General features: G+C 41.2%; 12 protein-coding genes and 1 tRNA gene. 4 read left to right on the top strand and 9 right to left on the bottom strand.

From position 1 onward, the window contains the following. Positions 1-69: 69 nt before the first annotated feature. From rlmA to focA, 4 genes are all read right to left on the bottom strand, one after another. On the bottom strand, positions 70-954 hold the full coding sequence (rlmA, locus tag A923_RS0121550; RefSeq protein ID WP_017223759.1) for a 23S rRNA (guanine(745)-N(1))-methyltransferase: 885 nt from the start codon (positions 952-954) through the stop codon (positions 70-72). A 100-nt stretch (positions 955-1,054) separates the two neighbouring features. Further along, positions 1,055-1,831: a pyruvate formate lyase 1-activating protein gene (gene pflA / locus A923_RS0121545; protein ID WP_017223758.1), complete on the bottom strand. Its 777-nt coding sequence runs from the start codon at positions 1,829-1,831 to the stop codon at positions 1,055-1,057. Positions 1,832-2,002: 171 nt separating this feature from the next. Further along, positions 2,003-4,282 carry a formate C-acetyltransferase gene (pflB, locus tag A923_RS0121540; RefSeq protein ID WP_017223757.1) on the bottom strand — a complete coding sequence of 760 codons (2,280 nt, stop codon included), beginning with the start codon at positions 4,280-4,282 and terminating at the stop codon, positions 2,003-2,005. A gap of 62 nt (positions 4,283-4,344) precedes the next feature. Beyond that, positions 4,345-5,196, bottom strand: coding sequence for a formate transporter FocA (gene focA, locus A923_RS0121535; protein ID WP_017223756.1), 852 nt, complete (start codon positions 5,194-5,196; stop codon positions 4,345-4,347). Positions 5,197-5,689: 493 nt separating this feature from the next. On the opposite strand from focA, the gene A923_RS0121530 reads away from it, so the two are divergent. From A923_RS0121530 to A923_RS0121515, 4 genes are all read left to right on the top strand, one after another. Beyond that, positions 5,690-6,460, top strand: coding sequence for an ABC transporter ATP-binding protein (locus A923_RS0121530; RefSeq protein WP_017223755.1), 771 nt, complete (start codon positions 5,690-5,692; stop codon positions 6,458-6,460). A gap of 179 nt (positions 6,461-6,639) precedes the next feature. After that, complete coding sequence (locus A923_RS0121525; RefSeq protein WP_017223754.1) at positions 6,640-7,413, top strand: transporter substrate-binding domain-containing protein; 774 nt, start codon at positions 6,640-6,642, stop codon at positions 7,411-7,413. An 87-nt stretch (positions 7,414-7,500) separates the two neighbouring features. Then, positions 7,501-8,265, top strand: a complete 765-nt coding sequence (locus tag A923_RS0121520) for an ABC transporter permease (RefSeq protein ID WP_017223753.1) — start codon at positions 7,501-7,503, stop codon at positions 8,263-8,265. 1 nt (position 8,266) lies between these two features. Beyond that, complete coding sequence (locus A923_RS0121515; RefSeq protein ID WP_017223752.1) at positions 8,267-8,977, top strand: ABC transporter permease; 711 nt, start codon at positions 8,267-8,269, stop codon at positions 8,975-8,977. Between the two features lie 18 nt (positions 8,978-8,995). Here the strand turns inward: A923_RS0121515 and A923_RS0121510 are convergent, their stop codons facing one another. The 5 genes from A923_RS0121510 to A923_RS0121490 form a co-directional block, all read right to left on the bottom strand. After that, positions 8,996-10,723, bottom strand: coding sequence for an MltF family protein (locus A923_RS0121510; RefSeq protein WP_026006409.1), 1,728 nt, complete (start codon positions 10,721-10,723; stop codon positions 8,996-8,998). Between the two features lie 151 nt (positions 10,724-10,874). Continuing rightward, positions 10,875-11,699: an exodeoxyribonuclease III gene (gene xthA / locus A923_RS0121505; protein ID WP_017223749.1), complete on the bottom strand. Its 825-nt coding sequence runs from the start codon at positions 11,697-11,699 to the stop codon at positions 10,875-10,877. A gap of 116 nt (positions 11,700-11,815) precedes the next feature. Further along, entirely contained in the window at positions 11,816-12,865 is a 1,050-nt protein-coding gene (locus A923_RS0121500; protein WP_017223748.1) for a sensor domain-containing diguanylate cyclase, read from the bottom strand. Positions 12,866-12,958: 93 nt separating this feature from the next. Beyond that, positions 12,959-14,608 (bottom strand): response regulator, encoded by a 1,650-nt coding sequence (locus A923_RS0121495; RefSeq protein ID WP_017223747.1) that lies wholly within the window; start codon positions 14,606-14,608, stop codon positions 12,959-12,961. Between the two features lie 360 nt (positions 14,609-14,968). Next, a tRNA-Tyr gene (locus A923_RS0121490) sits at positions 14,969-15,053 on the bottom strand. Between the last annotated feature and the right edge of the window lie 116 nt (positions 15,054-15,169).

The following is a 15,169-nucleotide window of genomic DNA, read 5'->3' as shown; positions in this document are numbered from 1 at the left end:
TATTAACGTTAATATCGGTATTTTTTTACCTGAATTTTTGTATGGAGTTTTCTGTATTTTTTCTGGGAATCAAGCCGTACGTTTATACAGGGTAATATTAAAGTCTAACGTAAGGGTTAAGTCTGCGGCGTAGAGCGCTGCTTTTTGCTCATCATTCATTTTCCACGCCAGTGGCGTCATTTCTAATAAGTTCTTGCTGTCTTTGGCTTGCGTGAGGGTGATCTCGTTTGTTAAACGTTGTTGCTCAACCACATAAAACCCAGCAATCTCTTCAATCTCCATGTCATGCTTTTCAGGAGTTTGATAAATCTTCTGTTTTAACTCAAACAAATGCTCGGCAGCCGGAGTCACTGTGATTAAGTAACCGTCAGCTTTGATAATACGAGCGAGTTCGTCGTTTTGTGATGGTGCATAAATACGCGTGACTAAATCTTGGCTCGCATCAGCGAAAGGGGTCGCGTATGCACTGGCTACACAAAAGCTAATACTCTTATAGCGTTTTGCCGCATAGCGGACCGCTGATTTAGAAATATCTAATCCGGCGATTTGTAGTTTTTGGTTGCTATCCACAGTTGCGCTATCCACATTGGAGATAGTCGCATCACTAGCATCCGTTATAGCCTGCGCTAAGCGGTGGGTGTAATAACCTTCGCCACAGCCCAAATCGAGGATGTGAGGCGTGTCTACAGTCGCTAAAGCCTGCTGAGCAATGCTATTTACCTTATCAGATAACGATTGATAAAAGCCTTGGTCCAGAAACTCACGACGGGCTTGCATCATCTCTTTGTTGTCACCAGGATTCTTTGAATTTTTGTGTTGTACTGGCAATAAATTAACGTAACCTTCTTTTGCTAGATCAAATTGATGGCGTTGCTCGCAAGCGAGGCTTTTGTCTTGCAGGGATAACGGGCCTGCGCAGATTGGGCAAAGGTAGGTAGGGCAAAGGTAATTCATGTGATCTCGTTATTCAGGTAAAGTTAGCAACAGGCTAAAACAAAAAACCGATCATAGCATAGAGCTAGGATCTGTTTGAAATAGAATGCTGTTTGGACGATTAATAAATTACATTATCTCTGTATTCTAATAAGATTGCTTGAATGCGGTCCATCGTGTCTTTACTTGGCGGCGGCACACCGTCAAGCGGGTAATCAAAGCCCATGGTTTTCCATTTATGCAGGCCAAGTTCGTGATAAGGCAGCAATTCAACTTTTTCGATGTTATCCATGTGCTGAATAAATTTACCCAGAGCATGTGCTGATTCATCATCATCGGTAAACCCGGGTACAACCACATAACGGATCCATGTTTTTTGATTGCGCTTGGCTAAGTACTCGGCAAATTCAAGGGTACGTTTATTACTGACGCCAGCGAGCTCTTGATGGATCACGTCGTTCATTTGTTTTAGATCGAGCATGACTAAATCGGTTACATCGAGGACTTCGTCAATCACATCGCTGTATTTACGAATATAGCCGTTGGTATCCAAACAAGTATTAACACCTTCTGCTTGCGCGGCAGTGAAAAAATCACGGACAAATTCAGGTTGGAGCATTGCTTCACCACCTGATGCAGTGACACCACCACCCGTTGCGAGCATAAATGCCTTGTATGAAACCAGTTCACGCATCAATTCATCAACGGTGGTTTCTTTACCTGAATGCAAATCCCATGAATCACGGTTGTGACAATACAGGCAACGCATTAAGCAGCCTTGCATGAAAACGATGTAACGAATACCTGGACCATCTACGGAGCCAAAAGATTCGGTAGAATGAATGCGTCCGACTGTGCTACACAACTCGGTAGAATCAATCGATTTAATAAGCGGCATAATATCTCCAATAGATAGGGCTATACAGTTATTATAAAAGGACTATAAAGTTATGATAAAAGCTCTATATAGTTATTATAAATAAAAAAGCCTTACATGTGTAAGGCTTTTCTGTTTATGCACTATAAAAACAAACCAAGGTTATATTTTATAGCGTTATTCTCATCAGTCTTAGAATGACTGTTGGAATGTACGTGTGATCACGTCTTGTTGCTGTTCAGGCGTTAGCGAGTTGAAACGTACCGCGTAACCAGACACACGAATGGTCAGTTGTGGGTATTTTTCAGGGTGCTTAATCGCGTCGAGTAACATTGAACGATCCATCACGTTTACGTTTAAGTGCTGACCACCTTCAATTGCACTGCTGTGCTTGAAGTAACCATCCATTAAACCAGCTAGGTTAGTACGACGTGTATCGTCAGTTTTACCTAGTGCGTTTGGTACGATAGAGAAAGTATAAGAGATACCATCTTTTGCGTATTCAAACGGTAGTTTTGCAACTGATGTTAGGGCCGCGATTGCGCCTTTCTCATCACGACCATGCATTGGGTTTGCACCCGGTGCGAATGGTGCGCCTGCACGACGGCCATCTGGTGTAGTACCGGTTTTCTTACCGTATACAACGTTTGATGTAATTGTTAGTACTGACTGTGTTGGTTTCGCATCACGGTACATTTTGTGGCTAGCCACTTTCTTCATGAACGTTTCAACTAGTTCACAAGCGATATCATCAACACGTGAATCGTTGTTACCAAATTTAGGATAATCACCTTCGATTTCGAAATCGACTGCAATACCATTTTCATCACGAATTGGTCTAACTTTTGCGTATTTAATTGCAGAAAGTGAATCAGCAGTAACAGATAGACCTGCGATACCACATGCCATTGTACGTTCTACGTCACGGTCATGTAATGCCATCAATGATGCTTCATACGAATATTTATCGTGTGAATAATGGATAGAGTTTAGGGCAGTAACATACGTTGTTGCTAACCAATCCATTACTTTGTCATAACGCGCTGAAATATCTGCGTAATCAAGTACATCATCAGTGATCTTATCGGCTTTAGGACCAATTTGGATTTTCAGTTTTTCATCTACGCCGCCATTGATTGTATATAACAATGCTTTTGCAAGGTTACTACGAGCGCCGAAGAACTGCATTTGTTTACCAACGATCATTGGTGATACACAACAAGCAATTGCATAGTCATCATTGTCGAAGTCGGTACGCATTAAATCATCATTTTCGTACTGGATTGATGATGTATCAATAGATACTTTCGCACAGTAGCGTTTGAAGGCTAATGGTAAATGTTCAGCCCACAATACAGTGATGTTTGGCTCTGGTGAAGGACCCATAGTGTATTGTGTGTGTAGTACACGGAATGATGATTTAGTTACTAATGAACGACCATCTGTACCCATACCTGCGATAGTTTCTGTTGCCCAGATTGGGTCACCAGAGAATAACTCATCGTATTCAGGTGTACGTAGGAAACGTACCATACGTAGTTTCATTACTAAGTGGTCAATCATTTCTTGAGCGTCAGACTCAGTGATGATACCTGCTTGTAAATCACGTTCGATGTAAACATCTAAGAACGTTGTTACACGACCGAAGCTCATTGCTGCGCCATTTTGTGATTTAACAGCAGCTAAGTAGCCGAAGTAAGTCCACTGAATCGCTTCTTTTGCGTTTGTCGCAGGACCAGAAATATCGAAACCGTAAGTTGCCGCCATTTCTTTGATTTGGCCTAGAGCACGATACTGCTCTGAGATTTCTTCACGTAAACGCATTGTTGCTTCTAGGTCTTCACCTGAGTAGAACTTCGCTTCTAATGATTTTTGCTGTGCAAATTTATCTTTCATTAGGAAGTCGATGCCGTATACAGCAACACGACGGTAATCACCAATGATACGACCACGGCCATATGCATCTGGTAAACCCGTTAGAATACCTGACTTACGACATTTCATGATGTCGCTTGTATATACGTCAAATACACCTTGGTTATGTGTCTTACGGTATTCAGAGAAGATTTTTTCTGTTACTGGATCAAGTTCTTTACCATATGCTTTACAAGAACCTGCAACCATACGGATACCGCCGTTAGCGATAATTGCACGTTTTAATGGTTTTTCAGTTTGTAGACCAACGATTGTTTCTAAACTTTGGTCGATGTAACCAGCTGCGTGAGAAGTAATTGTTGATGGTACTGATGTATCAAAATCAAGTGGAGCATGTGTGCTGTTTTCGATTTTGATGCCTTCCATGACATTGTTCCAAAGCACGTTCGTTGCTTCAGTTGCGCCAGCTAGGAAAGACTCATCACCCGTAAACTCTGTGTAGTTCTTCTGGATGAAATCACGTAGATTAACTTCGTTAGTCCATTCACCTGTAGTGAAACCTTTCCAAGCTTGATCAAATATTGTTTGTTCAGTCATAAGTACACCTAATCTATTAAAAATTTAATTTCAAAGTTCGTGTCCGTTGTTGCCAACAGATATTAAGATTCTTTTTTGCAGTAGATAGCCCAGTATGTCAGGCCAACCAATACGCCACCGCCAATGATGTTGCCGATGGTGACAGGAATAAGATTGTTAAATACAAAGTTAGATATTGTTAAATCAGCAAAGTCAGCGGGGTTAGCACCAGTCATTGACCAGAATTCAGGTCCAGAAAAGTTGGCGATAATGTAACCCAGTGGCACCATAAACATATTGGCAATACTGTGTTCGTAACCAGATGCTACAAACATGCTAACGGGTAATGCTACTGCAATAAATTTGTCGGTAATTGAGCGCGCTGCAAAACTCATCCATATACCAAGGCAAACAAGTAGGTTTGCAAGGATGCCGAGTGTGACAGCTTGAATAAAGGTGTGATGCAATTTGTGTTGGGCAATCTTCATGGCATTAATACCCCAAGCGCCATCGGCGACGAGATGCTGTTTAGCTAATATCATTAATAGGACAAAGAAGATGCAACCAACAAAGTTACCGGCGTAAACAATGGCCCAGTTTTTTGCTAATTGAAGGGTTGTTATCTTGTTGCTAGCGCGGGCAATGATAGTCAGAATTGAACTGGTGAACAGTTCGCCGCCACAGACTACAACAAGTAATAAACCAAGACTGAATGCAAATCCGCCAATGAATTTTGTGAGGCCGTAAGCGACATCGCTGGTACCCGTTGTTACCGTAGTATAGAAGGCAAATGCGATGGAAATAAATACACCGGCTGTAATCGCAAGCATGAATGCTTGTTTTGGGGCTTTAGTTGCTTTTGCTACGCCAATAGATTCTGCTTTTTTTAGCAGTTCGGCTGGTAGAATCACATCAAATGGGTTTACTGTTTTCATTGCGTCGTCTCAATCTATAACCTGTGCTCATTATTACCTAACTAGGAGTAATTGAAAAGTGATCCAGATCAATTTTATGTCCTTTTATGTTTTTTTATTACGAAAAATAACATAATTGATCTGTTTTAACCCATAGGGTATGTAACTTAATTACAGTTAGTGCGTGTTTTTATTAACTTTATTTTAAACTTGCAAGGTAAAGTTTAATTATATGCACAAGGTAGCATAAATTCCCGCAAATACCAATAAGAGGGTACTTATCAGTGGTGTACATTATTAACGTTAAATCCTGCTCTTTGTTTTTTAGTGGGTTAATGAACCATTATTTAACGCTAGTCTGGAGTTAATGACTAAAATTAAGCCGCTTTATGTTATCTGAATAGCTAATTTGTTATGTTAAGTGCTGTTTTTATGTTGCAGTCTTTAATCATAGTTTGAATTTAAGTGTTGCACATGTTTTATATTGTTATAAATCGTATTTAGGATGAATAGAATGAGTAGCAGTCCCACATTAGACATCAAGAATTTACATAAATCATTTGGTGACAATGAAGTCCTTAAAGGCATCGACCTGACTGCGAATAAAGGCGATGTCATCTCGATTATCGGCTCATCAGGCTCTGGTAAAAGCACGTTCTTACGTTGTATTAATTTGTTAGAAATGCCTACTGCAGGTGATATCTCGGTAAACGGTGAGTTAATCGAGATGGCGACTGATCGTGATGGCAATCGAAATATAGCCAATAAAAAACAAGTTCAACGCATTCGCTCACGACTCGCCATGGTATTCCAAGGCTTTAATTTATGGTCGCACATGACGGTGATTGAAAATGTGATTGAAGCGCCAATTCAGGTGTTAGGCCTCTCGCGCAGCGACGCTCTGGCAAGCGCAGAGCAATATCTTAAGAAAGTTGATTTGTGGGAAAGAAAAGACTATTACCCAAGTCAGCTATCTGGTGGTCAAAAACAACGTGTGGCGATTGCCCGCGCACTGGCGGTTGAACCGGAAGTGCTGTTATTTGACGAACCAACCTCGGCTTTAGATCCTGAATTAGTCGGTGAAGTACTACGTGTTATGCAAAGCTTGGCAGAGGAAGGCCGTACGATGCTCGTGGTCACCCACGAAATGGCATTCGCACGCGATGTATCAACCAAGGTTATCTTCTTGCACCAAGGCCAGATTGAAGAGCAGGGCGATCCCAAAGAATTATTCGATAACCCGAAATCGGAACGTGTTAAACAGTTCTTGGCTCCTAAATACTAAGCGTTAGCTCCTAAGTATTAAAAGCTAGCGCCGAAATATTAAAACTGGCTCCCGAGTATTAAGCGCCAGTACCGAAATATAAAACAGTTTTTAGCACTAAAAAATGAAAACTATAAAAAGAAAAAACAACAACAAGCACGGTCATTGATTGACCCAATTATAATAATAGGGAAATACGTATGAAAAAATTAGCGACTGTTATTGCAGCAGGTATTGCAACAAGCTTATTGCTTTCTTCGACTGTAGTAGCGAAAGAATGGACTGATGTTCGTTTAGGTGTTGATTCACCTTACAAGCCGTTTGAATATAAAACCCCTGATGGCGAGCTAACCGGTTTCGAAATCGATTTAGGTAATGAAGTTTGTAAACGCGCTAATTGGAATTGTACTTGGGTTGTACAATCTTGGGACGGTATTATCCCGGGTTTATTATCACGTAAATACGATGCTATCTTCTCTTCAATGTCGATTACTGAAGCGCGTGCGAAGCAAGTATTGTTCTCTGAACCTTACTACAATACACCAAGTGGTTGGTTTGCTGCCGCAGACTTTAAACTGGATGTCGCGGATAAATCGGCATTTAAAGAATTACGTATTGGTGTTCAGCGCGGTACAGTACAAGATACTTACGTAACGGATCACTTTGCTAAGAACAACACCGTTAAGCGTTACAGTACCAGTGGTGACTTATTACTTGATCTTGAAGGCGGTCGTTTAGACATGGTATTACTGGATTTCCCAGTGGGTGATACCACGTTACTGATCCCTGAGAAGAAAGGTGCTTATGCCGCAGTTGGCGATACCTTCCAACTGGGTAACGGTATGGGTGTTGCTTTGCGTAAACGCGATAAGTCACTCGCAGCAACATTTAATAAAGTATTAGCAGAAATTAAAACAGATGGTACTTACGAGACTATCCAAGCTAAATACTTCAGCTACAGTATTAAAATGTAGTCTCTTTATCGCTGCGCATTAGTGCGTGACGATAATAAAAATGGGCGCGATTCGCGAAGACCGCGCCCACTGCTTTCTGGGAATATTATGTTAGATCTCCAAGGTTATGGCCCAAGTATTTTTAATGGCGCTATATTGACCGTTAAACTCGCCATCTTTTCATTAATTATCGCCGTGTTACTCGGGTTGATTACCGCTGTCGCACGCTATTCTGGCGGTAAGATATCTTCTGCTATTGCGCTTGCTTATACCAATTTGGTTCGTGGTGTACCGGATCTAGTATTGATGATGCTGATTTATTTTGGCTTGCAAGTCGGGCTTAATAATTTTTCGGAATGGTTATACGAATTACACGAAACCTATGCCATCAATGCATTTTATATTGAGCAAGGCTGGTTAACTTTATCGGCGTTTTATGAAGATGGTATGTACATTACTATCGATGAATTCAGCGCGGGTGTGCTGACAATCGGTTTCATTTTTGGTGCTTACATGGGCGAGACGTTCCGTGGCGCATTATTATCAGTCGATAAAGGCCAATTAGAAGCGGCGACAGCATATGGCATGTCTGACTGGCAAGTATTCCGTCGGGTAATGTTCCCACAAATGATGCGCTTTGCATTGCCGGGTATTGGAAACAACTGGTTAGTACTGGTTAAAACCACCGCACTGGTCTCTGTCATTGGTTTGTCGGATATGGTTAAGTTAGCGAAAGAAGCGGCAATGACCACTTACGAACCTTTCTTATTTTTCATTCCTGTGGCGTTTGTGTATTTAGCCATTACTACGGTGAGTGAAATTGTACTGAAATATTTAGAAAATCACTTTAGCAAAGGCGTAGAGGGTCATTAATATGTTAGATCAACTGGTTGCTTTGCTTGAGCAAAATGAAATGTTTACCCCAAGTATCTTAAATGAGTATTGGGACGGTACAGTATTAACAGTACAACTGACTTTTTTATCTGTGGTGATTGGTTTCTTTCTGGCAGTGCCGTTAGCGATCATACGTACCAGCAAGTATGTGTGGTTATCACGTACTATTTGGCTATTTACCTATGTTTTCCGTGGTACGCCGTTATTGATCCAGCTGTATCTGATTTATTATGGCGTGACCATGATTGATGGTATTCAAGACAGCCCAATTTGGTTCTTGTTAGAAGATGCCTTCTATCCTTGCTTGTTAGCGTTTGTATTAAACACCGCAGCATACAGCACCGAGATCATTCGTGGTTCATTGGTGACAACCGATAAAGGTGAAATTGAAGCTGCAGAAGCTTATGGCATGAACTATTGGCAGATCTTACGCCGTATCATCCTACCATCGGCGTTTCGTCGTGCACTGCCTGCGTACAGTAATGAGGTTATCTTTATGCTGCATGCAACGTCTATCGCGAGTGTCGTTACCTTAGTTGATATTACCGGTGCGGGTTACAATGTGTATTCACGTTTTTATGCCCCGTTTGAAGCCTTTATTTTTGCGGGTGGTATTTACCTGTGTTTATGTTTTGCTATCTTTGCAGTTTTCCAACGCTTGGAAAAACGTGCGTTTAGACATCTTGCTTAATGACTGACTTGGGCAGCACTAGCGTGTATTCGCTACTTGCTGCTGTGTTAACTGCGCATCGTTAATCTGGTAACGTGACGCGAGTAAGTAGGTGATGTAAAACTTATAAATGTTGTTCACATAATCCACCGTTTCTCTGCCGATAACGTCAGCGGCAATCTTCTCGACATGATTAAACCAAATGTTGGGATTTAAGCCCTCTTTCAAGGCCCTTCTTCTTAAACGGATCAGCTTAGCTGGACCGGCGTTATAAGCGGCAAAACTGAGTAATAGCGAGTCGAGCTCGGTAATATTGTCGTGACTAAAATAACGTTGCTGCATAAAGTGCAAATACTTCACGCCCGCATGGATATTACCATCGACTTTGTTGATGTTTTTAATATTGACATAGGGTTCGTTGGCGGTGGACGGTAATACTTGCATTACCCCGACAGCGCCGCGATGGCTAATGGCTTTTTGGTTGAGTCGCGACTCTTGGTAGGCTTGAGCAAGAATCAACTGCCAATCGAACTTGTACTGTTTAGCGTACTTTTTAATGATTTGTTCGGTTTCTAAATAGCGACTTTCAAACTGTTGGTGAATAACTTTTTTTAACCAAGGGTGTCTCACCAGGTAGCGGCGATGCAGGATGTTACCGATTTTGGTGCCTTTTTTATGCTTGGCAATAAACTGATTTAAGCTGCTGGTTAATTGTGGCGTGTGATTACGTACCGCCCACGTACTCGGGATACGACTTCCTACCGCTAGTTGGGGATGTAGCTTGATATTTTTGTATAACTTCTTCCACAAGTGCATGCTGTGATTAGAAGTCATAGTCATGAATATTTGCTTGTTATCGACCATGTCTAAAATTTCGAAATCTTCAAGTTCGTCGGTGACAATGTTGATGTAAATGGGTGGTTTGTGGAGATGGAATAACTGCTTGTTGATGTGTTGTAACTGCTGATGGTAAATACTATTGCGGCGTATCCATACTTCCTTGCCTGAGAGTTGCTTTATGTCGTTATATTCTTCCGTAGACTTGTGACTGACGAGCAATAATTGATGATCGGTATAGATGGGTTCTGTATGGGTAACTTGGTTCTGCAGGCGCTGTGGCGTCATTAACGGACCAATGGCAATATCGCCATAACCTTGCGCGAGTAAGCTGACTATTTGGCTACTTGGCACTGGAATAAACAGGATGTTAAGTTTTAATCTCGTGTCTTTAAAGTGCTTCTTGTTAAGGTGTTTTTCGTACTCTCGCATCATGTCATAAGCAAGCCCACGCGGGCGACTTTGGTAAATAAAATAATAAGCGGGATGATTAACCACAAGTACTTTGATCGTGCGTTTTTTTAATAGCTGGGGAAGGTCTTCAAAGCTCGGTTGGCTATGAACACTAAGCTGCTGCTGGGCGATGGTGGTTGGCGTTATAAGGCTGTTTGCTGTTGGCTTTTTAACCGTGGGAGTAGGGTTGTCGGTCGCCGATTGTAACGTCATGATGTTGGGATTTAAGATCACCGCTTTTGGAACCGTTGTATTTGGTATTATGCTATTTGGTGTGGCGGTATTACGGCTTGCATCGCCTGAGCGCTGGGTTGCTGGTGAGTTCTGGGGAACATTAATATTACCGACAATAGAGCCTATTATTCCCGCATCAACGTTTGCGGAATATTGCCCATGACAAGGAGAAATGTTGACCATTACACAGAGGAGTAAACTGTTTGTTGCTGTGGTGCATACCTTGGTCAACGCGAGTGTCATTATTGCATCTGATATCTGAATGTCGGGGTAACATTAAGGTTAGACACATATTTCTAAAATGTGTTTTTGAGATATGAAATAGCTTAGGTCATGGTTACCTAAGCTATTGTACTGTTTATCACTTTAGCGCGTTAAAAGATTATCAGCTTGGTTATTCAAACGTCGTCCAGATTGGCGCGTGATCGGATGGTTTTTCGATGCCACGTAGTTCGTAATCAACATCACTTTCAACCACTTTAGTGTTCAAACTCGCAGTCGCTAAGATCACATCAATACGCAGTCCACGGTTGTCTGGAAAGCCTTTTGAACGATAATCAAACCAGCTATAGCGATCGCTTACTTCAGGCTTAATGGTGCGGAATGTATCGTGTAGACCAAACCCTTGTAGTTTTGCTAACCATTCGCGTTCTTCTGGTTGGAAGCTACATTTACCGGTTTTTAACCAACGCTTGGCATTGGGTTCACCGATACCGATATCTTTCTCTGCTGGTGAAATATTGATATCACCCATCACAATCAGATCGTCTTCTGCCGTGTGATTATCGTTAAGGTAGATGTTTAGATCTTGATAAAATTTGCGTTTGTACGGGTACTTGGTTTCGTGGCTGATGTTCTCGCCTTGTGGGAAATAACCGTTTAGCACTGTGATTGGTTTGCCAGATGTTTGCTCAAACGTCACCATGATCATACGCTTTTGCGCTTCTTCGTCATCGGTTGGGAAACCGTATTGCACTTTAATCGCTTCTACGTCAGCAACGGTGCTTTTCTTCACCATCATTGCCACACCATAGTGGGCTTTTTGGCCGTGGAAAAATACGTGATAACCCATGTCTTCAACGGCTGCTACTGGGAACATTTCGTTGTGTACTTTGATTTCTTGTAGGCCAATTACGTCAGGCGCATGCTTGTCGATAATCGCTTGTAGTTGATGTAATCGAGCGCGAAGGCCATTTATATTAAACGAGATGATTTTCATTGGTTTTTAACCCTTTATTATCTGCAAACTTTTTATGTCTATAGCTTCCATTATTCGCGGCTCAGTTGCGAGCCTAATTTTAAAGTTTTTTGCATTTGTGCAGAAATGGGGCGACATTAGGCTATGTCATAAAACTTAATACAATTTCTGCCCGCGTCTTTGGCTTTATACAGCGCTTTGTCGGCCTGTAAAATAAGCTCATCGACTTTTTGTTTTGATTGTAGATTTTGGAGTGCATCCGCGCTAAAACAAGTGATGCCGATAGAGATGGTAATCGGCGTTTCACACAAGGATAATGCCTCGATATTATTTCTGATACGATCACAAACCATAGTGGCGATGTTCATATCACAATTCGGTAGCCACAGTAAAAACTCTTCACCGCCAAATCGCGCCACAAAATCATAATCACGAATGTCATTATCAATTGATTCAGCGACCTTGATTAACACTTCATCGCCTTTTTTGTGACCGTAGGTATCGTTAATGTTTTTAAATAAATCAATATCGATAATAGCTAATGCAGCGTTACTTTTCTCGCGACTGACTCTGTTTAAATCGGCGTTAATGTGTTTAAACACGGCACGGCGGTTAGGGATCAGCGTTAAGCTGTCTTCGTAGGCTTTTTTCTCTAATGCTAAATTAAGCTCTATTAAACGTTTTTCTTGATTTCGCCTAATAATTTCTACTTCAATCCAAGAGGCCATCAACTGTATAGCATCAATATCAACCGCTGCAAACTTTCTGTCGTAAGGCGTGGGGCTAGAGAAGTTAAGTGTGCCATAAAGTTTGCCGTTGAGTTTGATTGGCATGCCAATATAAGACTCAAGTCCAAATGCTTGGTAAGCGGGGTGCGATGCATACTGGTCGTGTTTACCGACATATTCAAGCGCAATGGGGCTTTTAGCCTGGCAGGTTATATGGCAATAGGTGGTGTCTAAATCAAATTCGACGCCAGAGGCTAGTTCGATATCCGCAGGTACCACACAATGTTTAACCACATAGCGGTTGTTGTCTATTTTAGATAAGATCGCAATATCTAAGTTAAACCGTTCCAGACCCATTTTCAGGATTTGTTCAATTTGAGTTTCAAAACCAAGATCATAATTATTGGTGATTTCATAAAGCCTGCGAATGACTTTTTCACCGTTACTGACAACTTCCATGGCGATTAATTACCTGTGTTGGTGAATCGATTAAACTTAGATTTTTATTACTATATCATGTGATCAGATTAGAAAGTTATGATTTTAATACGTTTAATTATTCGCTCTTTTCTTTGCTTGCATGCGCTGAATGTTAAACTCCTTTCTCAATTCGGCTTTACGCTCTGCTTGTTGTTCAGATAACGGGAAGTTTTCTAACTCGATAAGCGTGTCTGATACTTTTTTGGTGATTTCTGGCCACGGACGTTCAATTTTAACCAGTAGGGCGAGACATACTTGCACTTTATTCAGTGCAGCGCCGGTATTGAGTGGTGCGATAGAGAGTGCGGTTTCAAAGTGTTCCAGTGCGACTTCAAGGTTATGTTCAGTAAACGCATCAATACCCAATTTGTTGTGATGTTGAAATTTAATCTCTTTACTGTCTTCAACGCCACAGATGCTCGCAAGTAATTTTTCGCTGTGCACATCACCTTGTTGGATATAAGGTCTGAGTTTGTCGGCAAGCTCAAACTCTTCTAATTCCGCCAATAAGTTAACTAGCTGTGGCCCTAACCATTCTGGTGTAGCTTCAGGTTCAACCAAATAGGCTTCATTACTTTTCAGCAGGGTGTTCTTGGCTTTAACCTGATTACCTTTGACGTTATGAATTGACGCTAAGCTGTAACCTTCAAGTGCTAACAGTTCACCTTCTTCTACATAAGGATGTTGTTGAGAAGAACGGTGAAACAACCCGCTAATCTCTTGTAACAAGCGGCCTTGTTTAAACCCATCTTCTTCGTGTTTTGCCACGAGGATGATAGCTTGCACATAGTTAATCAAATGCTGTGGGTTCTGATGTATGGTGTTCTTGGTCTGCATTAGAATAGCGAAAAAGGCTTCTTTCGCTATCGTATTCATATTGGTATCTAGGGCGAGTTCTGCTAATAAACCTTGGCGATCTAATGACAAGTGCGAATGTTTGATGGCACGTTGCACTATTTCTAATGCTTTTTCGGTGTCGCCACCATCTTTAAAGCATTGTGCTAACCAATCATAACCATCGAGTATCATCGGGTTATATTTGATTATTTCGGTTAATAGTGGAATTGCTTGTTGGTATTTTTTCTCTAGATAATAGACCCGACCTAGCAACAGTTGCGCCTGGGTATGCGGGTGATCTTCTATAAAGTCTTCTAAGATAGTCCGAGCTTCGGCATACATTTCTTTTTCAATTAACAGTTCTGCTTTAAACAAACGGCAATAATTACGAAAGCGAGCAGAATAGATGATGACGTTATCGCATTCATCCATTGCCTGTGCGAAATCATTATTTTTAATTGCTTGGTAGATAGGCAGCAGTGCATCTTTTTTGTTGAAGGCTTTTTGAATCCGTAAATTTAACTCATTTTGTGAAAACGGCTTCATCAAATAATCATCTGGCGTCATTTGAATAGCGCTTAATACAATGGCTTTCGAGTTATCACCAGTGACCAAGAAAAAGACGGTGTGGATAGGCAATAGTTTATCCATTTTGAGAGCTTCAAATAACTGACGACCATTAATGCCTGAGCCAAGATTGTAGTCAACGAGTAATAAGTCGAAGGTATTATTGCGGCACTGTTTTAACGCATCTTCGGCGCTACCCACATGCGTGACATCTTTAGCGCCAAAGTTAATCAACATGGTTTTGAGCATGATCTGAAAAGCACGTTGATCATCAACAATGAGTACGCGTTTATGTCGATAGTCAAAATTCTTATTCATGTTTATTTGATGCTCAAGAGTAGTGGGTAAGTTTAGACGCTAATGATTAGCACTAACCACAATAGCAGGTATGCATAATAGAGTCTTGAGAGGAGCACTGTTTTGTTAATTAGAACGATATGTTGAGTGATTTTTGTGCGAAAAAATAGGCTTGAGTCGATTGTTATTACTGACAAATCACTTGGTTTTAATGTGGTATAAAATGCTTTATGGTTTGGTTTGTGCTGGCAGTGTGTTAGCCAATAGAGTTAGACATAATACAGTGTAGATAGATGAAAATTTAGCGATGAAGGACATTCTATTAAAGGAAATATTAAAAAAGTAGTGATTAACGAGGTGGTCGCTGAAGAGTATAGAGAGTGGTGGAGGGAGAAGGATTCGAACCTTCGAAGGCTGAGCCGTCAGATTTACAGTCTGATCCCTTTGGCCACTCGGGAACCCCTCCACATTTTTCTCTATTTTTGTCATCTATTGCTAGATGTGTATTTTACCCTGATGACGGTTATTATATTGGCCACAATATAAAGTCAACAAAGTAGAATGATGGTGGAGGGAGAAGGA

The sequence above is a fragment of the Moritella dasanensis ArB 0140 genome (assembly GCF_000276805.1).
In the GTDB taxonomy this organism is placed as follows: Bacteria; Pseudomonadota; Gammaproteobacteria; order Enterobacterales; family Moritellaceae; genus Moritella; species Moritella dasanensis.
Note: the sequence above shows the minus strand (reverse complement) of the source record. Positions and strands in the feature narration are given on the sequence as shown.

Excerpts from the sequence above, each read along its gene's own strand:
- A923_RS0121525 (WP_017223754.1), top strand. The coding sequence starts at position 6,640 with ATGAAAAAATTAGCGACTGTTATTGCAGCAGGTATTGCAACAAGCTTA.
- focA (WP_017223756.1), bottom strand. The coding sequence starts at position 5,196 with ATGAAAACAGTAAACCCATTTGATGTGATTCTACCAGCCGAACTGCTA.
- xthA (WP_017223749.1), bottom strand. The coding sequence starts at position 11,699 with ATGAAAATCATCTCGTTTAATATAAATGGCCTTCGCGCTCGATTACAT.
- pflA (WP_017223758.1), bottom strand. The coding sequence starts at position 1,831 with ATGCCGCTTATTAAATCGATTGATTCTACCGAGTTGTGTAGCACAGTC.
- A923_RS0121510 (WP_026006409.1), bottom strand. The coding sequence starts at position 10,723 with ATGACACTCGCGTTGACCAAGGTATGCACCACAGCAACAAACAGTTTA.
- rlmA (WP_017223759.1), bottom strand. The coding sequence starts at position 954 with ATGAATTACCTTTGCCCTACCTACCTTTGCCCAATCTGCGCAGGCCCG.
- A923_RS0121495 (WP_017223747.1), bottom strand. The coding sequence starts at position 14,608 with ATGAATAAGAATTTTGACTATCGACATAAACGCGTACTCATTGTTGAT.
- pflB (WP_017223757.1), bottom strand. The coding sequence starts at position 4,282 with ATGACTGAACAAACAATATTTGATCAAGCTTGGAAAGGTTTCACTACA.
- A923_RS0121520 (WP_017223753.1), top strand. The coding sequence starts at position 7,501 with ATGTTAGATCTCCAAGGTTATGGCCCAAGTATTTTTAATGGCGCTATA.
- A923_RS0121515 (WP_017223752.1), top strand. The coding sequence starts at position 8,267 with ATGTTAGATCAACTGGTTGCTTTGCTTGAGCAAAATGAAATGTTTACC.
- A923_RS0121500 (WP_017223748.1), bottom strand. The coding sequence starts at position 12,865 with ATGGAAGTTGTCAGTAACGGTGAAAAAGTCATTCGCAGGCTTTATGAA.
- A923_RS0121530 (WP_017223755.1), top strand. The coding sequence starts at position 5,690 with ATGAGTAGCAGTCCCACATTAGACATCAAGAATTTACATAAATCATTT.